Annotated in this window: 12 protein-coding genes and 1 pseudogene; 6 read left to right on the top strand and 7 right to left on the bottom strand. The window is 72.9% G+C overall.

What is annotated here, in order from left to right:
• Positions 1 to 181 precede the first annotated feature (181 nt).
• From CNQ36_RS30380 to CNQ36_RS30400, 5 genes are read right to left on the bottom strand one after another with little or no spacing between them, the layout of a single operon-like run.
• The gene (locus CNQ36_RS30380) at positions 182 to 3,088 is read right to left on the bottom strand and encodes a DUF5682 family protein (protein WP_121548681.1); all 2,907 of its coding nucleotides are present in this window, start codon (positions 3,086 to 3,088) and stop codon (positions 182 to 184) included.
• Positions 3,085 to 4,206, bottom strand: coding sequence for an ATP-binding protein (locus tag CNQ36_RS30385; protein ID WP_121548683.1), 1,122 nt, complete (start codon positions 4,204 to 4,206; stop codon positions 3,085 to 3,087). The genes CNQ36_RS30380 and CNQ36_RS30385 overlap by 4 nt, the downstream gene beginning before the upstream one ends.
• A gap of 49 nt (positions 4,207 to 4,255) precedes the next feature.
• A complete protein-coding gene (locus tag CNQ36_RS30390; RefSeq protein ID WP_121548685.1) occupies positions 4,256 to 5,668 on the bottom strand; it encodes a vWA domain-containing protein in 1,413 nt (470 codons plus the stop codon).
• The gene (locus CNQ36_RS30395) at positions 5,665 to 7,056 is read right to left on the bottom strand and encodes a hypothetical protein (RefSeq protein ID WP_121549611.1); all 1,392 of its coding nucleotides are present in this window, start codon (positions 7,054 to 7,056) and stop codon (positions 5,665 to 5,667) included. The genes CNQ36_RS30390 and CNQ36_RS30395 overlap by 4 nt, the downstream gene beginning before the upstream one ends.
• Positions 7,056 to 7,574, bottom strand: a complete 519-nt coding sequence (locus CNQ36_RS30400) for a hypothetical protein (RefSeq protein ID WP_121548687.1) — start codon at positions 7,572 to 7,574, stop codon at positions 7,056 to 7,058. The genes CNQ36_RS30395 and CNQ36_RS30400 overlap by 1 nt, the downstream gene beginning before the upstream one ends.
• Before the next feature lie 207 nt (positions 7,575 to 7,781).
• Between CNQ36_RS30400 and CNQ36_RS30405 the strand changes: the two genes are divergently transcribed.
• The 6 genes and pseudogenes from CNQ36_RS30405 to CNQ36_RS30425 all read left to right on the top strand — a co-directional run bounded on the left by CNQ36_RS30405 (position 7,782) and on the right by CNQ36_RS30425 (position 11,995).
• Complete coding sequence (locus CNQ36_RS30405) at positions 7,782 to 8,036, top strand: hypothetical protein (protein ID WP_163013443.1); 255 nt, start codon at positions 7,782 to 7,784, stop codon at positions 8,034 to 8,036.
• Positions 8,037 to 8,130: 94 nt separating this feature from the next.
• On the top strand, positions 8,131 to 9,789 hold the full coding sequence (locus tag CNQ36_RS30410) for an N-6 DNA methylase (RefSeq protein WP_121549612.1): 1,659 nt from the start codon (positions 8,131 to 8,133) through the stop codon (positions 9,787 to 9,789).
• A gap of 107 nt (positions 9,790 to 9,896) precedes the next feature.
• Positions 9,897 to 10,295, top strand: coding sequence for a hypothetical protein (locus CNQ36_RS30415; protein ID WP_040905619.1), 399 nt, complete (start codon positions 9,897 to 9,899; stop codon positions 10,293 to 10,295).
• A gap of 138 nt (positions 10,296 to 10,433) precedes the next feature.
• A pseudogene (locus tag CNQ36_RS30420) lies at positions 10,434 to 11,306 on the top strand (alpha/beta hydrolase); the annotation flags it as partial.
• Positions 11,307 to 11,465: 159 nt separating this feature from the next.
• Complete coding sequence (locus tag CNQ36_RS35650; protein ID WP_276315082.1) at positions 11,466 to 11,588, top strand: hypothetical protein; 123 nt, start codon at positions 11,466 to 11,468, stop codon at positions 11,586 to 11,588.
• The gene (locus tag CNQ36_RS30425; RefSeq protein WP_121548691.1) at positions 11,585 to 11,995 is read left to right on the top strand and encodes a hypothetical protein; all 411 of its coding nucleotides are present in this window, start codon (positions 11,585 to 11,587) and stop codon (positions 11,993 to 11,995) included. Before CNQ36_RS35650 ends, CNQ36_RS30425 begins: the two co-directional genes overlap by 4 nt.
• A 13-nt stretch (positions 11,996 to 12,008) precedes the next feature.
• Here CNQ36_RS30425 and CNQ36_RS30430 read toward each other — a convergent pair whose 3' ends face one another.
• Together CNQ36_RS30430 and CNQ36_RS30435 are read right to left on the bottom strand one after the other, a co-directional pair.
• Entirely contained in the window at positions 12,009 to 13,541 is a 1,533-nt protein-coding gene (locus CNQ36_RS30430; protein ID WP_121548693.1) for a hypothetical protein, read from the bottom strand.
• Complete coding sequence (locus CNQ36_RS30435) at positions 13,538 to 19,420, bottom strand: hypothetical protein (protein ID WP_121548695.1); 5,883 nt, start codon at positions 19,418 to 19,420, stop codon at positions 13,538 to 13,540. Before CNQ36_RS30435 ends, CNQ36_RS30430 begins: the two co-directional genes overlap by 4 nt.
• Between the last annotated feature and the right edge of the window lie 493 nt (positions 19,421 to 19,913).

Consider the following 19,913-nt stretch of genomic DNA (forward strand, 5'->3'; position numbering starts at 1 on the left):
ACCGTCGGACCGCTGAGCGGGCCCGCTCAGCGCCGGACCCCTGAGCGGGGACCCGTCCGCTGTCGGATCTCTGAGCGGGACCGGGTCCACCGTCGGACCGCCGAGCGGGCCCGCCCACCGTCGAGCCTCCGAGCGGGGCCGGTCCACTGTCGTGCCCCGCTCGGGGTTCGGCATGCCGCAGTCAGCCGGTGGTGAGCAGGGACTCCAGGGCTTCGGCTGTCGCCGGGTGGCGGGCCGCCAGGGCGGCGCCCGCCGGGGCCGGTTCCGCCGCCGTCGCCCAGCCCCCGTCGCAGCCGAGCAGTGCCGCCACGGCGTCGCACGCCGCCGGGTGCGCGGCCAGCAACGGCACGCCCGCGGGGGCCGGGACGCCGGACGGTGCCCAGCCCCCGTCGCAGCCGAGCAGTGCCGCCACGGCGTCGCACGCCGCCGGGTGCGCCGCGAGGAGCGCGGCGCCCCGGGGAGCGTCGGGCGCGGGTGTGCGCGGAACGGCGGCGAACGGATCCGTCTCCGGCGTCCGCCACGGCGGCACCCACGCGTCCAGGGCCGCCAGCCTGCCCGGGAAGATCCGGCCGGCCTCGCGGATCAGCAGCGGGGCGAGGTCCGCCGCCCCGGAACGCAGCGTGGTGATCAACAGCGGCAGCCAGGGCAGCAGCACCGCGTCCGGCAGCCGCCCGAACGCGTTCGACACCGCCTCCACGACCACGTCCGCCAGCCCGGGCACCGGCTCCAGCGCGTGCACGAAGCCGCTCAGGTACCGCGGATAGGCGGGCACCACCAGGGGGTTGTCCAGGAGCTCGTCGCACCGCTCGCGCAGTGCGCCCCGGGACAGGGTGCCCAGCTGCACCTGCGCCGCCCACAGCAGAGCCGTCTTCGCCGGCTCGTCCGGGTGCGACTGGGCGACCGCGAGCTCCAGCTGGGTGCGGTCGCAGCCCAGCGACAGCGCGAGGCCCTCCATGCCGAACAGGAAGCCGAGCATCGCCGCGACCTGCCCGACCGTCGCGTCCTCGTCCCGGAACGCCGTCGGCAGCAGCGTGCAGTAGTGGGCGTACCCCGCCTTGACGAACGACTCGATCCACGACGGCAGCACCGGCTCGCTCGTCCGGTAGTACGCCAGCAGCGCACGCACCCGGCTCAGCACCTCGGGCGCCCCGTCCACGCTGCGCTCGGCGGCGAGCAGCTTCAGCGCGTGCGAGCCGAGTTCGTCGGCGAGCCGGCGGCTGCCCAGATACAGCGTCGCGTCCTCCACCGCCGCCAGCACCGCCGCCGTCGTCGCCTGCGGCCCGTACGCGTCGCGCCGCAGCCGCTGCTCCAGCACCTGCTCCAGGCTGACGCCCTCGTAGCCCAGCTCGATCAGGGCCCGCTGATGGGTGCCGAGCGCCAGGTCCCACGACTCCTGGATCGACCGCTCGCCCAGCCGCCGCTCACCCATGATGGGCCGCGCCGCACCCCGCGGCAGCAGACGGCGCAGCATCCACAGCACGTCGGAGCAGGCCCGCAGTTCGGGCCGGGACGCCATGTCGAGCAGCGCCCGGCGCACCCCGCGCTGCTCCAGCTTCAGCTCCAGCGGCGCGAGCCGGTCGAACACGTCGCGGGCGAGCGGCGGCAGCGAGTCGTACCCGACCTGGCCGATCCGGTCACCGCCCATCATGATCTCGACGAGCCGCCGCACGTCCCGCCGCCCCGGGACGCTGTCCTTCTCGATGCAGGTGACCGCCGCGTCCTGGAAGTCGTACGGCGTCGGCTTCGCCCGGTCCCGCATGCCGGCCAGCAGGATCGACGTCTCGAAGACGGCGATGGCGTCGGCCGTCGAGGCGAGATAGCCGTTGCGGCGGGCCGCGCGCACGATGTCCACCGACCAGCCGAGCAGTTCGGCCTCGTCAAGACCGTCGAGCACGGGCGGCCGGCGCAGGAAGCCCGACAGCTTGTCCGTGGCGACCTCGGACGGTGGAGCGGGGACGACGGCCGCCTTCTTGGCCGCGGACTTCCGCTTCCCGGCCTGGCCCTCCAGCACGTACGGCTTCACCCGGGTCCGCTTCAGGCCCTTGGCCCACTCCGTCGCCGCGATCGACACCGAACCCGCGGCCAGGCCGAACTGCGCCTCGATCGCGGCGTGGCTCGACGGGATCAGCCCGTACTGCCAGGCGGTGGCGGTGCGCGGGGAGATCTCGAAGGCGCCCGGGACGCCGTGCACGCCGAACTCCTCGACACGGCTGGCCGCGTGGAACGCCCCGCACACGTACAGGCAGTCCTCCGGGTCCGTGCCGGTCACCGCCAGATGCTCGCGCATCCGGGTCCACATGTACCGCTCGCGGTCCTCGTCCACCCGCACCCGGGACCCGTCACCCGGGGCGAGCCGCCGGAACAGGCTGCCGATGAGGAACATGACCTGGCGGTAGGTGTCGTGGTCGCTGTCCCCGAGCGGGACCTCGACGTACTGGTGCCACCACTCCGACCAGTGCCGCACCTTGCCGTGGCGCAGCAGGTGCTCCTCCAGTTCGGCGAAGCGCGGCCGCAGGTCGCCGATCCCGACGCCGACGGCCTCGCCGTGCAGCGCGGCCTCCGGTTCCTCCGCCGGCCCGTCCCCCTCCGGGGCCTCCTCGCCCCGGCTGTCCCACTGGAAGACGTGGTCCGCCGACCGGTCGACCAGGACCAGCTCCACCCCCGGGGTGTCCAGGGCGTACGCGATCGCCTGGTACTCGGCGGACGCCTCGGTGACCGGCGCGACCACCGAGAGCGGGGCCCAGTCGGCGGGGAAGCCGTCGACGTCGCCGGCGAACGCCTGCACCGCCACCGGCAGCCGGCAGTTGCGCAGCTCGGTCAGGAGCGGCGCCATGTCCTCGCACAGCTCCAGATACACCACCTTGGGCTGCTTCTCGCGCAGGCGGCGGGCCATGGCGAGCGCCGAGGCGGGGGAGTGGTGGCAGACCGGGAAGATCTCCAGGGGTTCGCCCACCGCCCGGTCGACGTCGTCGACCATGCCGAGCAGGATGCCCTCCAGCGCGTCCGGACCTCCCGCGAACGTGGCCGCCGCGTCCCGCAGTTGGCCGCGCAGCCCGGCGAAGGCGCCGTTCTCCCGGGGAGCGCTCATGACAGGGTGGCGATCGCGTCGCGGCCGCCCTCGAGGAACTCGGGCCAGGAGCCGCCCTCCTCCTTGCTGCGCGGCTCGACGACGCCGTGCAGGTACTTGTTGAGGATGGCCAGGTCCTCCGGCTCGCGCCGGGTGAGGGAGCCGACCAGCGAGGAGGCGAGGGTGCGCGCCGTCAGGGCGCGCTCGCCGAAGAAGTTGCTGTGCAGCACGGCGTCCTCCAGCACGCCGATCTGCTCGGCCGTCGACAGCGCGGACTCCAGCTTCTCGTCGTCGCTGCCGGCCGCGGCCGCGGAGGCGCGCAGGTCGGCGAAGCTCTGCAGCAGCACGTCCAGCAGGGTCGGCGGCACGTCGAGGTCGATCGCGTGCCGGCGCAGCAGTTCCTCGGTGCGGAAGCGGACGATCTCCGCCTCGCTCCGCTTGTTCGTCACGACCGGGATGCGGACGAAGTTGAAACGCCGCTTCAGCGCGGACGACAGGTCGTTGACGCCCCGGTCGCGGCTGTTGGCCGTGGCGATGATCGAGAAGCCCGGCTTGGCGAACACGATGTTGTCGCTGCCGCCGCTCTCCAGTTCCGGAACGGAGATGTACTTCTCGGACAGGATCGAGATCAGCGCGTCCTGCACATCACTCGTGGAACGGGTCAGCTCCTCGAAGCGGCCGATCGACCCGGCCTCCATCGCGGTCATGATCGGCGAGGGGATCATCGACTCCCGCGACTGGCCCTTGGCGATGACCATCGACACGTTCCAGGAGTACTTGATGTGGTCCTCGGTGGTGCCGGCCGTGCCCTGCACCACCAGGGTGGAGTTGCGCGAGATCGCGGCGGACAGCAGCTCCGCCAGCCAGCTCTTGCCCGTGCCGGGGTCACCGATGAGCAGCAGACCGCGGTCGGAGGCGAGGGTGACGATGGACCGCTCGACGAAGCTGCGGTCGCCGAACCACTTCTGCGCCACCTCCCGGTCCAGGCCGTCGGCACGCTCGGAGCCGAGGATGAACAGACGGACCATCTTCGGGGACAGCCGCCACGAGAACGGCTTGGGGCCGTCGTCGATCGACTCCAGCCAGTCGAGCTCCTCGGCGTACTTGATCTCGGCGGGAGCGCGCAGCAGGTCGGACATGAGGGTAAGGCCTTTCCGTACGGTGATCACGGCGGGGTGTGCGCGGTGATCAGGTGAGGAACGTCTTGAGCTCGTGCACGAGCTTCTTGATGTGGCCGGAGATCACCGGCGTACCGAGGTCCTTGAACTTCTCCCGGAACCACGGGTTGACGCTGCCGCGCCCGGAGCTGGTCACCGAACCCACCGGGATGAACTTCGCCCCCGAGCGGTGGATGGCGGCCATGCTCTCGAACAGCTCGTCCGTGCGCCATTCGTAGAAGTCGGAGATCCACACCACGACCGTGTTCCGCGGCTCGGCGATCTTCGGCTGGGCGAGCGTCATGGCGACCGTGCCGTCGGTGCCGCCGCCCAGCTTGGTGCGCAGCAGCGTCTCGAACGGGTCGTGCGCCCAGGGCGTGAGGTCCAGCGCCTGAGTGTCGTACGCGATCAGATGGACGTCGACCTTCGGCAGTCCGGCGAAGATGGACGCCAGGATGGTGCAGTTGACCATGGAGTCGACCATCGAACCCGACTGGTCCACGACCACGATCAGCCGCTGCGGAGTCGTCTTGCGGCTGGTGTGCCGGTAGTAGAGCCGGTCGACGTAGAGCCGCTCCTGCTCCGGGTCCCAGTTGGTGAGGTTCTTCCAGATGGTGCGGTCCAGGTCGAGGTTGCGGAAGACGCGCTTGGGCGGCACGGACCGGTCGATGTCACCGACCGTGGCCTTCTCCACCTGGGTGCGCAGCACCTCGGTGACCTCGTCGACGTAACGCCGGATGAGCGCCTTGGCGTTGGCGAGGGCGACACCGGAGAGGTTGTCCTTGTCGCGCAGCAACTGCTCGATCAGCGACATGCTCGGCGTCAGCCGGGACGCCAGCGCGGGGTCGGCCAGCACCTCGCGCAGCCGCATCCGCCGGACGAGGCCGGCCTCGATGGAGCCGAGCTCCGGCCCGATCTCGGGGATCAGGCGGCCGAGGTCGGGCGTAGGGCCGCCGTGACCGGTCCCGGTCGGGCTGACGCCCTTTCCGGCTCCCGCGGGACGCCCGCCGCGCAGCTCGCCGGGCCGGCAGCCGAGCGCCCGCTCCAGCCAGCCCGCGTCGGACTGCCAGCGCGACAGCTGCTCGGCCGTGACCGTGCCCGGGGGGTTCGCGAAGACGTTCAGCAGCACCTTCGAGGCGAGCGCCGCGCGCCGCACCTCGGCGGCCCGGTCACGCGCACCGTCCTCGTCCGGCTCGGGCGTCATCAGACCGTCGAACTCCGGGGCCAGGTCCGGATGCCGCTGCACGACGGAGTCGACGGACGCCCCCGGATCCAGCAGCGCGGCCGGCAGGCCGATGTCCTCGACGACGGCGAGACTCGCCGACTCCAGGCCGGCCTGCTCCTCGGGGTCGAAGAGCCGGGCCAGCAGCCGCCAGTACAGCACCTGCCGCCGGTTCTCGTCAGGATCGGGTGCCGGGGCGCCCGCAAGGGTCGGCTCGCTCATTTCCGCAGCAGCTTTCCGGCGCGCTCGCGCAGTACCTTCACGGCGTCGGTGGCCGCCTTCTCGGCCCGCACCCCGGCCTTGTCGGCCGTACCGCCGGCCCACGCCCCGGCGTGCACGGCGACGGTCTTCTTCCGCACCGTCCGCTCCACGGCGAGCGGCTGCAGCAGGAACTCCCCGGCGTCCCAGCGCAGCAGCCCGACACATGCGCCGGACGCGGTGACGGCCTCGGGCGTGAGCGGACCGGCCGCCGGCATCCGGTCGGTGTCGACGGGCAGCCGCAGCCCGGCGACCCGGAACACCGTCCGGCCCTCGTCCTCCTCCACGGCGTACCCCTCCAGCAGGACGGGCACGGCGATCCCGGCCGGATGACGGTCCAGCGGAGCGGTCGCGAAGGCCACGGCGGCGGGCAGCGCCACCCGCGCGGTGGCGAACGCCTCGGCGGGCTCGCCCGCCCCGGCCCGGGCGTCGTCCCACAGCAGATCGCCCGCACCGGTCATGGGCATCGCGTCGAGGTCCATGGCGCGCCCCTCGCTCACGGCGGCCAGCAGCGCCATGCGCGGCCGGAGCGACTGCCACAGCCCCGCCCCGACGACGGTGTCCGGCTTGGGCGCGGACACACTGGCCCGCACCAGCCGCGGCGTGCCGCCGTCCGCCGGCTCCAGCACCGCGTGCACCTGCGCCTGTACGGCGGTGGCGTGCTCCTGCACGTCGACGCCGAGCGGCAGCAGCCGGCCGGACACCTCGGTGACGGCGGGCGCCGAAACGGCTCCCGGCACCGTCAGCAGCATGGCGCGCGACCACAGGTCGGCCCACCGCCGCACCGGGACGCGCTCCAGCGTCGCCCCGGGGCAGCACGCGGCGAGTTCGGCGGCGAAGCCGTCCAGCAGCGTGGCGAGGCGGCGCAGCGCGGGGTCGGGCAGCATCGCGGAGACGACGGGCGCGGCCCCGCCGACCAGTTCGTGGTCGATGCCCTGCCACCCGGCCCGCGCCAGATCGCACAGCCAACTACGGGCCGCGGCATGCAGATTGACCGCGTGCGCGGAGCCGCCGGCCGGCGTGGCGGCCTCCTCGGCGCGCGCCCGCCCGACGGCCTCCTCGACCCGCTGCACGAGCGCGTCGTGCACCGAGCCGAGCAGCGCGGTCCGGGCGGCGGCGAGCGCCACGAAGTGGTCCTCTCCCGCGGCGCCCGCGGCCGTCTTCTCCGCCGCCTCGGCGACCCGTGCCGCCAGCGGCGACCCGGCGACCGCCACGGCGAGCGCGGCCAGCCCTTCCGCCTGGGCGGGCTGCGGACGCAGCAGCCCGGCGACCAGCACCTCGTCGAAGCCGTCCACGGCCCGAAGGACCTCGTCGACCCCGTCGACGGAGTCGCCCAGCAGATCGGCACGCATCACGCCACCGCCCTCGTCGTCGGGAACCACTGCATCTCGGGCAACGGGGCGGTGGCCGGCTCGAACTCGAGATAGGCCAGGTGCCGCAGGAACCGGCTGAACACCTGCGCCGCCGCCGAACCGTCGCCGTTCACGGGCCGCGTGGCGGTCATCGCGTGGGTGACGTCGTCACCGTCGGGCGCCTCCCCGCCGACCTCCACCTTCAGGTACCGGGTCACCCGCTCGACGCCGTACTGCAGCACTGCCTCGAAGACGAGCGCCCGTATGTGATTGCAGAACCAGCCGCGCGCCCCGCCGCAGGGCCGGTTGTTGTTGGTGCTGCACGCGAACGCGTACGTCCCCGCCTCGACCGACGACACGTACACCCGCCCGATGTCCGACCCGCTGGACACCACACCCTGCAACCGCCCGTCGGCCAGCTCCACGAACGGCACCTTCGCGAGTTTCCGCGGCCGCGCGGAGGGCACCACCCGTGCCGTACTCGACTTCTCCCAGACCGACAACGCACCATCTCCCATGCACGCGAAAGGGGACGTCAACGCCGGAGCGGCGCAACGGGATCAAGCTATCGGCAGCCACTGACAACGCCCACGGCGCGCCCGCCGGAAAGCCGCCACCGCGACGATGAGCGGAGCGAGGCACCCGACGGCAGCGCCGTCGTCCTCGACCCCTGCTTCTCCGGCGGAAGCTTCCCGCTCACCTCAACCTCCCCCTACGCCCTCCAGGTGCGGCAGTTCGGAGTCGGCGTCGACGAAGTGGTCCCGGGCGGACCGGACGGGCGGACGATGGTCACGACGAGCGCGGGTTTCGCCTACGTCGTGGACCTCGGCGCCTGCCTCGCGCTGGCGGCCGACACCCTCGGCACTGCCTGCAGGGCCGTGGGCCGCGGCTTCACCCGCGACGAGTGGGAGGAGCAGGTGCCGGAGGCCGCGTTCGCGGAGTCCTGCCCGGATGGGTCCGCGCACGACACCGACGGGTGAGGGACGCCGGGCCCGGCCACCCGCGAGCGGCGTTGACGTCGTCAACGATCGCCTTCGATTGATGCCGGTCGCGACGCTGTGTACCGTGGCCGGTATGCCACAGACACCGGCCACGCCGACGAACCCGTTGGTCACCGGCTCCGAGATCGCCCGTATCGCGGGTGTGACCCGCGCGGCCGTGTCGAACTGGAGGCGGCGGTACGACGACTTCCCGGCACCGGCCGGCGGCGGCGCCAACAGCCCCCTCTTCGACCTGGCCGAGGTGCAGGCCTGGCTGGACAAGCAGAGCAAGGGGCAGGACGTCACCGACGAGGTCCAGCTCTGGCAGGTGCTGCGCGGCGCCTACGGCGACGACATCCTCGGCGGGCTCGCGGACGTGGCACGGGCCCTCGCGTCGCCCGACGAGAAGACACCGGCTGAGCTGCCCGACCAGGCGGTCCGGCTCGCCCGCCGGATGGCCGGCGGCGGATCCCCCGGCGACGTGGTGAACGGCCTCGCCGAGCGCTTCACGGAGTCCGTACGGCGAGCCGGTTCGGACCAGGTGACCTCGCCCCGGGTGGTCCGCGCCGTCCGCCACTTCGCGGGAGACGTGGCCGCCGACGCGGTGCTCTTCGACCCCGCCTGCGGAATCGGCACCCTGCTGCTCACCCTCGGCGCCGGACGGGACACCAGACGGCACGGCCAGGAAGTGGACGCCCGCAGCGCCCGCCTCGCACAGTCACGGGCCGGCCTCGGCGGACTGACCCGTACCGAGATCGCGCACGGCGACTCGCTGCGCGCCGACCGGTGGCCCGGCCTCAAGGCCGACCTCGTCGTCTGCGACCCCCCGGTCAGCGACACCGACTGGGGCCGCGAGGACCTCCTCCTCGACCCGCGCTGGGAACTCGGCACCCCCTCCCGCGCGGAGGGCGAACTCGCCTGGCTCCAGCACGCCTACGCGCACACCGCTCCCGGCGGCCGGGTCGTGATGGTCATGCCCGCCTCGGTGGCCTACCGCAAGGCCGGCCGCCGCATCCGGGCCGAACTGGTCCGCCGCGGCATCCTCACCCAGGTCACCGCGCTGCCCCCCGGCACGGCCGCCGCGCACTCCCTGCCCGTCCACCTGTGGCATCTGCGACGCCCGCGGACCCCGGACGACGCGGCCACCACCGTGCGCATGGTCGACCTCACCTCCAACGACCCCGACGACCCCCTGGAGCCCAGGGCCCAGCAGATCACCGAGGTCCCCCAGATCGATCTGCTCGACGACCTGGTCGACCTCACCCCGAGCCGGCACGTCGAGGAGTCCCACCGCGACTACGTCACCGAGTACGACACCCTGCGCGAGGAACTCACCGCACAGGTGCGGCGCCTGACCGAACTGCTGCCCGCCCTCGTCGCCGGCGAGGGCGCCGGCGCCCTGGACGGGCCCAGCGTCGGCGTCGCCGACCTGGTCAGGGCCGGCCTCGTCGAGTACGCCGACCCGGAACCGGTGTCGGTCAGCGACCAGCTCGACACGGACTTCCTCCAGGGCTTCCTGCACAGCGCCGCCAACAGCCGCCGCTCCACCACCGCCAGCGGCACCTTCCGGCTGGACAGCAAGGGCGCCCGCGTCCCCCAGATGGACATCGCCACACAGCGCGGGTACGGCTCCGCCTTCCACGCGCTGCGGGAGTTCGAGGAGCGGTCCCGGCGGGTGGCCGAACTGAGCCGCCAGATCGCCGCACTGGCCCGCGACGGACTCGGCAACGGCGCCCTGAAACCGGACGCCTGACACCTCTGTGTCGAAAACGTGTACGCGCACGGCCCGGCTGTCTGGCACGATGAGACGCCGCACCGATGTGTCCACGCGGGCCGAGCGTTCTGACCGAAGGGGATCCCATGGCGGACTGGATCTACATCCTCGATCCGCGCAAGGACACGCTGGACGGGGAGCCGTCCGACAAGGAGTCGATGCTCCAACTGGCCGAGGAGGAGCCGGAGCTGGAGCTCTGGCTCAGCCGCCGCTACCGCATGGCGCCGGGTGACCGGCTCTGGTTCCTCTTCGCGCGGCCGCAGTCCGAGGTCGCCGCCGTGGCCGGGGTCGACGAGGAGCCCCGCGCGGACGACGAGGACCCCGACGTCCCCTTCCTGGTCCCCGTGACCCTGGTGACCGAGGCGACGAAGGCGCTGTACCGCGACCCGGTGAGCCGCGAGGAACTGGGACTGGGCCAGGTGCGCTCGGTCCAGAAGGTCAAACCGGAGGCGCTGCCCGTACTGCTGACGCGGGCCGGACTGTAGACGACACGGCAGGCCCGGCCGCACCGCACGCGCGGCGACGCACCGCACCCCCAGCGACGACGCACCGCACCCAGGGAGCCGCCTTGTCCGCGACCGCCGCCCTTCCCCTCCGCTCCAGGATCCTGCTGATCCTCGCCAGTCGTCGCGTTCACCCGGGTCGCCGACCGGCAGGTCGACCTGTCCGTGCGCTCAGCGGCCCTGGGCGGCCGCACGGTCAAGGTCCGGCTGCTCACCCCCGACGGCTGGAACCCCGGCGACCGGCGCAGGCACTGGCCGACCCTGTGGCTGCTGCACGGCTGCTGCGGCGACTACACGTCGTGGACCGCCAGGACCGACGTGGCGGCGACGGACAGCCTGCGCGACGTGCTCGTCGTCATGCCGGAGGCCGGCTGGAACGGCTGGTACAGCGACTGGTGGAACCACGGCGCGGGCGGCGACCCGGCGTGGGAGACCTTCCACACGGTCGAACTGCGGCACCTCCTGGAACACGGCTGGGGCGCCGGCCCGAACCGGGTCGTCGCCGGCCTGTCGATGGGCGGCCAGGGCGCCCTGCTCTACGCCGCCCGCCACCCCGGCATGTTCAAGGCGGCCGCCGCCTACTCCGGCTCCGCCCACCCCCTCCTCGACGACGAGTCGGTCAGCCGCATCATGGGCTTCTTCGCGGGACAGGGCAACGACCCCCTGCGGGTCTGGGGCGACCCGGTCGCGCAGCGCCGCATCTGGCAGGCCCACGATCCGGTCCACCTGGCCGGGCGGCTCAAGTCGCTCCCGGTGTACCTGTCCTGCGGCGACGGCACCACCGGCCCCCTGGACACCCCCGGCGCCACCAGCGCCCTCGAGGCCGACTTCAACCGGCAGAACCACGCCCTGGCCGCCGAACTGGAGCGCGTGGGGGCGAAACACCTGAAAACCCACTTCTACGGCCCCGGCACCCACACCTGGGCCTACTGGGAACGCGAATTGCACGCTTCCCTGCCGATGCTGCTGGGCGCCCTCGGCGTCGACGGCTGAGAGCCGACGCGGGTGAGACCCGCTCAGCCACGTGCCCGGAGGCACGCCCCGCCCGAGCCGCCCCCCTCCCCGCCCCAACTGCCCCGCCCCAAAGGGGTGGTGTACGTCGGGGACGTCCCGCGCGGCTATGGTCTTCTTGACTCGGGACGCGGAGGGGGAGTGACGGACGTGCTGCTGGGTCCCGCCCTCCCCGCGGTCTGCGCCGCCGGCGCGCTCATCGCCGCGGCCGACGCCGCCGTCGCGAGCGGGCTCCGCGCGCGCGGGAGCGTGGCGGTGTCATGACGCTGCTCCCGGTATTCGTCGGACTCGTCGTCGGTTGGGTCGCGCTGCGCGGGCTGCTGGTGCACCCGCTGCTGCCGTGGTGGGTGCGGACGGCGGTGTTCTGGTCGGCCCCGCTCGGCGCCCTCACCTGGTGCGTGATCATGACGGCGGACGACCCCTTCCTGTTCCCGGAGACCGCGCCCTGCCCCGGGGAGCCGATGCGGGAGGGCGTCATCGGCGGCGGCGAAGTCTCCGGAGTCTCCACCCCGTTCCCCCCGCGGGCCTACTGCCTGTGGGAGGACGGAACCGTCTACGACCTCGCCCCCGGCGCCGAGTTCCTGTTCTGGGTCTTCTTCGCCCTCACCTCCGTACCGCTCGCGACGGGACTCCTGCACGCGCTGCGGGAACCGAAGTCGCTCCTGCGCTGAGCCGCCCGGAGAGTCAGCCCACGGTCCAGTCCGTGGTCAGAACCTGGGTCAGCGTCACGAGTTCCCCGTGGTCCAGCGGGGTCCGGTGGGACAGGATGTTGCGCGCTGTGTGCAGGGTGCGCAGACGGTGCCGTTGCGCCGTGGTCAGGGCGAGCATGTAGGCGGCGTGGGAAAGGCCGCCGAGCTCCAGTTCCTCGAGATCGGGCACGGCGCCGTCCGGTGCGTTCCTCAGATGCTGGGAGCGGGCCTTCTCGCAGAACTCCCGGAGGGTGAAACGCTGTGTGCGCAGCAGTCCGGGCACGAGGTGGATCAGGGCGCTGCGGGCCTCCTCGATGAGGGGAAGCAGCACACGGTTCTGGGCGTGGCAGACGAGGACGCGCAGCTCCTGGGAGCCGGGGTCCAGGAGGGAGCTCCCGCGGGTGGCGTGGATGCGCCCGTCCCAGCTGTCGACGGCGCCACGGGCCCAGGCGCCGTGGATCTCGGCGTCGGGGGTCGAGGCGTGGGCGGTGGACAGGCGTCTGGGCAGCACGGGATCGGCGGGGTCGGCCGTCCGCCCGGGCAGCACCCGGCCGAGCGCGCTGCGGAGCGTGCCCAGGTCGCCGCCGTCCCAGGCGTCACGGAGGGCGAGGGCGCGGTCGATGTCGGGGCCGCAGACCTCGGCGACGACGGCGTCGGTGACGCGGCGGGACAGCATGGCGGCGGCGTCGGCGGTTCCCGAGCGGGAGTTCCAGGCCATGAGGACTTCGGTGTCGAGACGGGTCCACACCCTCCACCACCAGTGGACGGCGGCGCGGCCCTGGCTGCCCAGGGTGGCGCGGGGCAGGTCGGCGGCGCGCGCGGTCAGCAGGAACCGCGGCCGCCGGTGACCGGGCAGACCGGCTTCGTGGAAGGTGGCCTGGGCGACGCGCAGGAGCCGGGCGGCCTCCTCGGGGGAGGCCTCGTCCCAGCAGCGCACGACGATCACGTGCGGCGCCTGTCCGGCCGCGGCTTGCTCGGCCAGGGACTCCACGGGGTCGCCCATGACGCCGAGTTCCTTGGCGAGGCGGTCCTCCAGCGTCGCCGCCTGCGCGGCGGCGGCCGGGGCCAGGCTGGGCCGCACGCCGCCACCGGGGGCGACGAGCCCGCTCAGGAGGCTGCCGTAGGGGTCGTCGGACAGATCCGTGCCCCACGCCTCCTGGTCCGTGTCCGCCCAGGGGTCGTGCGACGCGGCGACCGGCGTGCGCTGCGCGGGCAGGGAGGGCGCGCCGGTGTGGCGGTCGGCACGGGAGACGACACCGGGAACCGGGATCACCGCCTCGAGACGGTGCGTGAGCTCCCGTACGAAGAAGTCGGCACGGCCCATCTCCACGACGGGGTCGGGGAAGTACCAGACGCAGCTGCGCCCCGCCCGCAGGTCCGCCTCGAGCACGCCCAGGTGCCGGCGCGGGCCGGGGAGCCGGGCGAGGTCCTCGTCCAGGATCCGCCGGCCGGCCCCGTCGGTGACCGGTTCCGGCGCGGCGGGCCCCGGTGACGCGGACTCCTCGGCACCGGGGTTCACGGCGTTCACTGCGCGGGCTCGATCGTCTTCAGCGCCCGGAAGGTGACCGGGTCGAGACGGACGCCTCCTTGTTTGTCCGGGTCGAGGACCGCCAGGCCGTCCAGGCGCTTCAGGAGATGCTCGGCCGCCTCGAGCGAGTCGTCCCCGCTCTTGTCGAGGAACGCGGCGGCGAGGTCGCCCGGAGTCATGACGGCCTTGCCGTCCGCGTACTCCTCGTCGCTGTAGAACTGGGCCCAGGCCGTGAGGAGGGAGACGTCGGCGGACGTCAGACCGGCCGCCCGCAGATGGGCCGTCGCGGCGTCCGGTGTCTCCAGACGCTCGCGCAGGCCCTGGAGGACCTCCTTCTGCCGCATGCCGGACCGCACGTTGTGCATGGCGGTCTCGACCAGCCCGGGCCATCCCCCGGTGGAGTCCATCAGGGCACGCCGTTCCTGCGGGGAACCGAACGGCGACTCCGGCCAGGCGCGCACACTGTCGACGGTCCACCGCTCCGGCAGCACATGGCCCGCCCCCGTCTCCACCGCTTCCCCCGCGGCGTCCGGCGAGCAGAGGACCACGGCGTACCGACGGGACGCGCCGGGAGCCGCGTCACTGTCGGGCGGCGTGCCGCCGGTGTGCTTGACGAGCCGCTCGGCGGCCTCCCTGACCTCGTCGGCGTCCCGGCCCCGCAGGTCCACGAAGAGCACCCGGGAACCCTTGCGGCGCGAGTTGGCGGTGATCGCGTCGGTGAGGCTGTCGCCGGGTGCGACGCCGATGATGTCGAGGCCGTACCCGCCGCCGTACAGGCGCAGCCCGCGTTCGACGTGGTCGTCGCCGAGCGCCCGGGTGCACGGCACCAGCGTGGTGCGGGTGGGGTGGCCGAGCATGTCGCCGAACTGGCCCTCGGTGAGCGGGCTCATCCGCTGGACGCCGCCGGGGGAGCCGATGGAACGGCGGGCGGCGCGCGGGTTGTAGTCGTACGGCAGGTCGAACTCGGTGTCGTTCAGCTCGCTCTGCAGCTCGTTCTGGGTGCCCAGCATGTTGACCACGTTGGGGCTGCGCATCGCGTAGGCGCGTTCCTCGCCGGGAACCCGGATGAGCAGACCGAGGCCGACCATCTCGTCCAGGAAGATGGTGAGCTGACGTTCGCTGTTGAGGGGGAAGCCCTCCTGCCAGATCTCGTGGGCGGCCTCCAGCAACTCACTGGGCCGGGACGCGTGGGTGTAGCCGTGCTCGAGGCTGCGCAGGGCGACCAGGAGGGTGAGTACGCGGTAGCGGTCCTCCAGGTTGATGGTGTAGCGCAGGCGCTCCGCGATGAGTTCGCGGACCCGCTCCAGGTTCGCGACCGCCTGGACGTCGTCCCAGGTGATGGGGGCGTGACGGCCGTCGGCAGGCACGGCGCGCTGCTGCATGTAGGCGACGAGGTGGTCGCAGAAGATCTGCACCAGGTTGGCCTGGTAGTTGGTGACGCCGAGGATGTGCCAGACCAGGTCGGGGGTCTCGAAGGTGAGACCGACGGCGGCCAGGGGTTCCTCGACGAGCCCGACGGCGGCCTGCGGCTTGAGCGGACCGACGAGGATGCCCGGCCCGCCGTGCGCGGTGACCACGTTGGTGAGGTGGTTGAAGCGCTGAACCTGGTGCAGGCCGGCGAAGACGACCTTGAACGACCGGCCGGTGGTCTCCATCAGGCGCTGGAGCCGCTTGACGGTACGGAAGGTCGACTGGCCTCCACCGGTGTAGACGGCCTGGGCGTCGGCGGTGAGGAAGGCGTCGGCCTCGTCCGCGAGCAGGAGGACACGGCGGCCGGGTTCGGCCTCGATCCACTGCTGGACCGCGTCGGCGATCGCGTCGATGCCGACGGCACGGTCGGAGACGTTCGTTCCAATGACACCGCGGCGCTTCAGCTCGGCCAGCAGGACCCGCCAGATGCCCTCAGGGGGTTCGGCATGCCCGATGTCGGCCTTGAGGAGGTCCATGTAGACGGCGATGTGGCGGTCCCGGTCGGCCTTCTGGAACACCTCGACGGCTTGCCGAAGGAGGGACGACTTGCCGAGCTGGCGACCGCCGAAGAGGAAGATGGACCCGTCCGGGCGGAGGATCTCCTGCATCTCCTCGGCGCGTCCCTTGAAGACCTCCGGCGGAACGAGCCCCGCGACGTGCGGGGTGTAGGGGGTGTAGCCGGTCCAGGGCAGGGTGACACGCTGCGTCATCCTGAACGAACGCGGGGCGCGCGCGGCGACCCAGCCGACGACGGCCGGATCGACGACCAGGGCCTGCTGGCCGCGGTTGCGGGAGGCGAGCGCGAGTTGGCGGCGTCCTTCCGTGCCGAGGGGCTGCAGGTAGAGGATCAGATTGGCGCCGATAGCCGATTCTGGAAGGTGACGCAGTGGGCCTTCGCCGCGAAGTTCGTCGGCGATGACGACGACCTTGTACATGCGGCGTGCCTGGGAACCGAGGGCGGCGACGTAGCCGGGGGTGCTCTCGGTGATGTCGGCGCGCACGCTGAGCCGGGTGACGCCGTACCTGGCCTCCTCGACGTTGGCCTCGGTCACGGTCAGACCGAGCAGGCGCAGGACGCTCATGACCAGGCCGCGGATCTTCCGCTGGTCCCGCTCGCCGATCAGTTCCTGCCAGGCACCGAGCCCGGAGAGCGCGTTTTGCACCAGCGGTTTGTCCTCCGCGTAGTGCTGGGCCCACCAGCGGGCCCCGACGCCGCGACGGGTGAACTGGGGAGCCTCCGGGTGGGCGACGCCCTTCAGGAAGCGGGCCAGCTCCTCCCCGGCCGGTTCGGCGGGGACGGGCAGGGCTTCACCACGCCGGGCGAACGACAGGAGTTCCTCGGCGGCCACCGTCTTGCCCCGGTCCAGCAACTGCCGGATGCGCAGGCGCTCGGCGTCGGGCAGCTGAGCCGCGTCGAGCTGACGGTAGAGCCTCTCGGTCTGCTGCTTCTCCAGGTCGCGCAGTTCCCGGCCGATGGCGGCGACGGCCCGGAAGCGCTCCCCGAACCGGTCGTCGTGGTCGTCGCCCTCCAGGTCGAGGAGCCGGGCGGTGAAGTCGTGCTCCTCCTCGGGCTTCAGCAGGTTCTGCACCCGGATCTGGGCGAGGATCAGCTGGGCACGCCGGTGTTCGTCAGCGCATTTGCGGCCCCAGCTCACGGCCGCGTCGGCGATGCGCTGCCGCCACTCGGCGAGCTGCGCGGCCGGCATGGCGGCGCCGACGATGCGCTCCTGCTCGAGCCGCTCCAGCAGACGGTTGGCGAGGTGCAGGTCGCCCGTCTCCCGGTGGCACTGCAGCGCCACCGCCGGGTCGGCAGGACCGAGCAGACCCAGCATCGCCCCGAACGCGTCCGGATGTCCGAGATCGGGTTCGTCCTGCTCCTCGTGGACGTGCCAGCGCAGCCCGGGCAGGTGCAGCAGGCCCTCGGCGGGCGGCCGGAACCCCGTGTCGCGGGGCTCGGGGGCGTAGGAGCCGTCGAGCCAGCGCAGCAGGAGCGCGAGGAGGGCGCCGCCCACGCCGGGCAGCGGCTCGGCCTGACGCGCGTCCGCGATCGCGCGCATCAGGTCCCGGCCGATGTCACGACCGCCGGACGGACGCGGGGCCGAAGCGACGCGCAGCGCCGTCGTCAGCAGGTCCTTGACGGTCTTGATGTGGGTACGGAGCTGGTCACGGGCCGCCGAGTGGATGTCGCTCTTGGACTGCTTCGGCGTTCGTTTGGCCCGGTCGGTGGTGTCGATGATCCGGTCGGCGGCGTCGGAGCGCTTGTAGTGCTCCTCCATCTCCGTGGCGAGCCCCTCCGCCTCGATCCGCCCCTCGGCCCAGTCCTGGATCAGCTTCAGGGTGTGCCCGAGCCGGCCGTCGGGCGCGGCCAGGGTCTGCAGGACGATCGTGCCGCGCTGGAGCTTGATGGTGCGCAGCGGCAGGTCCAGCGCGAGCTGCCGGGCCCGGTCGCCGATCTCCTCCTGCCGGTCCGTGACCGGCGTCACCGTCGACTTGTCCAGGTCGCCCGGCTGTATCCCCGTGGACTGCCGTACCGCGTGCACCAGTTCGTCGACCACCGGCGCCCACGGCTCGGGAACGCCCGGCATCGACGTGAAGTCGGTGAGGACGCTGCTCGCCCAGCGCGCCGACAGCCCACTGCGGATGGCCGCGGTCAGCAGGACCATGTAGGCGTCACGGTCGTCGTCCCGGGAGTGCCCCTCGTTCATCGCCTCGATGAGCTCCTCGGCCCGCACCTGGAGGTCGGAGGCCTCGGCCGGGGAGGTGTGGAAGGCGGCGTCCGCGAACGCGAGCGCGAGAGTGCGGTGGGCGGGGGCGCCGGCAGCGCGGGTCAGCCAGTACGACTCGGCGAGCCGGCCCTCGGTGACGAGGGTCTCCACCGGGGAGGGAGCACCCGCCCAGACGTCCGACAGGACGGGGACGGGGACGGGGACGGGGGCGGGGGCGGCCGGGGCGGAGGGCTCGGCGGGCGCCGACTCCGACTCCGGAAAGTCGGCGGAGCGTTGCGGGACTGGGGCGGGGGCCGGCACGGCGGCCTCCGGGGCGGGAGCTGCCGGTGCCGTCTCCTCCGTCTCCTCCGCATCTTCCTTCTCCGGAGCGCCGGTGGATGCCTCGGAGGGCTGCCGAGCCCCGGGCAGCGACACTCCGGAGTCCGCCGCGGATTCACCGGCCCCGGCCGTCATACCCACGGTGCCGTCGGACACGAACTCCCCGGCCGGGGCCTCTTCCGGCTCCGTCCGGGCGGCCGGGCCGGGCGCGTCCTGAACGACCGGCTCGGCGGCTTCCGCTGTGGGGGACGGAGACTCTGCGGCCTCCTCGCGGAAGTCGTCGGACCGTTGAGGTTCCGGATCGGGCTCCGGCTCGCTGCGGTCCCCCTGCTCCGTCCCGTCACCGGAGTCACCGGAGTCACCGGCTTCCGCCACGGCGGACTGCATGGCCCCGGCGTCCGCCACGTCTTCGCGTAGCTCGCGGAGCCGCTGCTCGAAGTGCTCGATCTGACCTCGCAGGCTCTTCCGCAGCAGATCGTTCGTGGCCATGTCGTACATGGCCTGCGCCTCGTCCAGCGCCTCCGCGGTCGACCCGATCTCCAGGTCGACCGCCTGCTGACGGCGCTGCTCGTCCCGCAGCCTCTCGACGAGCGTCCGGGCCGCGGCCCAGTCCTGGTCGTCGCCCCATCCCTCGTCCGCACCGGCCGCCCTGAACGCCTGGTCCAGTGCCCGTCGTCGCCGGACCCACGACAGGGTGTCCCGCAAGAGCTCCCGACCGTCGGCCTGCCGCCCCTCGCGGAGCGTCGCGGCGAAGGCATCCAGCCTTCCGGCCACCGCCGTCGCCGACTCGTTCAGCCGCACGAGCTCCCGCTCGAGGCCGTCGGCGTCCAGTTCCACCACGGTCGCGTTCCCTCGCCCTTCCCCGGAGACGGCCGTCCCGCCGTCCGCTTCCGACTCCGTCGCTTCACCGGTGCCCTGCTCATGGCCCCGGCCCCGGTGCACACATGTCAGCCGCTCGTAATCGGCTTCCGTGAGAGGAGCGGCATCGCGCAACGCGGCCTCCAGGAGCTCCCCCGAGTGGCTGTGCGCCCACGAGTGGGCAGGCGCGTCGGAGAAGAGGGCGTAGCCGTGGAGCAGAAGCTGCGCCAGGTCCGGCGGCAGGGCCTCCAGCATGCGCGTGAGCTGCTCGAGGCCGGGATCCTGGATCTCGTCCTCGAACCCCAGCTCACGCAGTCGCTCTTCGGCGATCGACGTGCCGCATCCGCAGACGTTGATCAGCAGTCGCTCCGGCGCCCGGGTGACCCACATGCGGGCGCCCGCCGACTTGCGCAGCTTCGCGGTCGCCGGGCCGCCCTGGAACTGCAGCGCGGCCGGCCCGTGCGCCTGCTCGACGTGCCGGAACAACGAGAGCACCAGGTCGGGCATCTCCTGCAGCCAATGCCGGAGCGACGAAACCGAGTACACCGTAGAGCCCCCCTTGCCATGCGCCTCGCGCGCACCTTTCAGCCCGGACGCACCGGGTGACGTCCGACCGCACTCCCCCTGCGATCGAGGAAGGCATCTGTGACCCGCGCTGACGGCACGTCACCGTGTTCGTCACGCCGGCTCGGCAGAGCGCTTCCGAGGGGCACAATCCTTCCACGTCCCACCAGCCGCTTCACAGTCTCCGGCGCACTGGAACACCTGATCGTTGCGGAAGTCCCGCCGGCGCGTCCGGCGTGTGGCAGGTCGTCGAAGCCCTTGGTGATCTGCCGTGGGCTGATCGATTGCACCGCACGCGGTACCGAGCCTCAGCGGAGCAGAAACGGGCTAGCGGTCCCGCTCCACGACACCGCGCGTGCCTCCCTCGCCCTCGTGCCTCGAGACGAACAGCAGGCACCGCTCCCGCAGCAGATCCGACGACGGCGTCCTGAGTTGG

The sequence above is a fragment of the Streptomyces fungicidicus genome (genome assembly GCF_003665435.1).
Taxonomy (GTDB): domain Bacteria; phylum Actinomycetota; class Actinomycetes; order Streptomycetales; family Streptomycetaceae; genus Streptomyces; species Streptomyces fungicidicus.

What these genes read in the sequence shown, in the direction of transcription:
- CNQ36_RS30380 (WP_121548681.1), bottom strand. Translation starts at nt 3,088, where the DNA reads ATGAGCGCTCCCCGGGAGAACGGCGCCTTCGCCGGGCTGCGCGGCCAA.
- CNQ36_RS30385 (WP_121548683.1), bottom strand. Translation starts at nt 4,206, where the DNA reads ATGTCCGACCTGCTGCGCGCTCCCGCCGAGATCAAGTACGCCGAGGAG.
- CNQ36_RS30390 (WP_121548685.1), bottom strand. Translation starts at nt 5,668, where the DNA reads ATGAGCGAGCCGACCCTTGCGGGCGCCCCGGCACCCGATCCTGACGAG.
- CNQ36_RS30395 (WP_121549611.1), bottom strand. Translation starts at nt 7,056, where the DNA reads ATGCGTGCCGATCTGCTGGGCGACTCCGTCGACGGGGTCGACGAGGTC.
- CNQ36_RS30400 (WP_121548687.1), bottom strand. Translation starts at nt 7,574, where the DNA reads ATGGGAGATGGTGCGTTGTCGGTCTGGGAGAAGTCGAGTACGGCACGG.
- CNQ36_RS30410 (WP_121549612.1), top strand. Translation starts at nt 8,131, where the DNA reads ATGCCACAGACACCGGCCACGCCGACGAACCCGTTGGTCACCGGCTCC.
- CNQ36_RS30415 (WP_040905619.1), top strand. Translation starts at nt 9,897, where the DNA reads ATGGCGGACTGGATCTACATCCTCGATCCGCGCAAGGACACGCTGGAC.
- CNQ36_RS30425 (WP_121548691.1), top strand. Translation starts at nt 11,585, where the DNA reads ATGACGCTGCTCCCGGTATTCGTCGGACTCGTCGTCGGTTGGGTCGCG.
- CNQ36_RS30435 (WP_121548695.1), bottom strand. Translation starts at nt 19,420, where the DNA reads ATGCCCGACCTGGTGCTCTCGTTGTTCCGGCACGTCGAGCAGGCGCAC.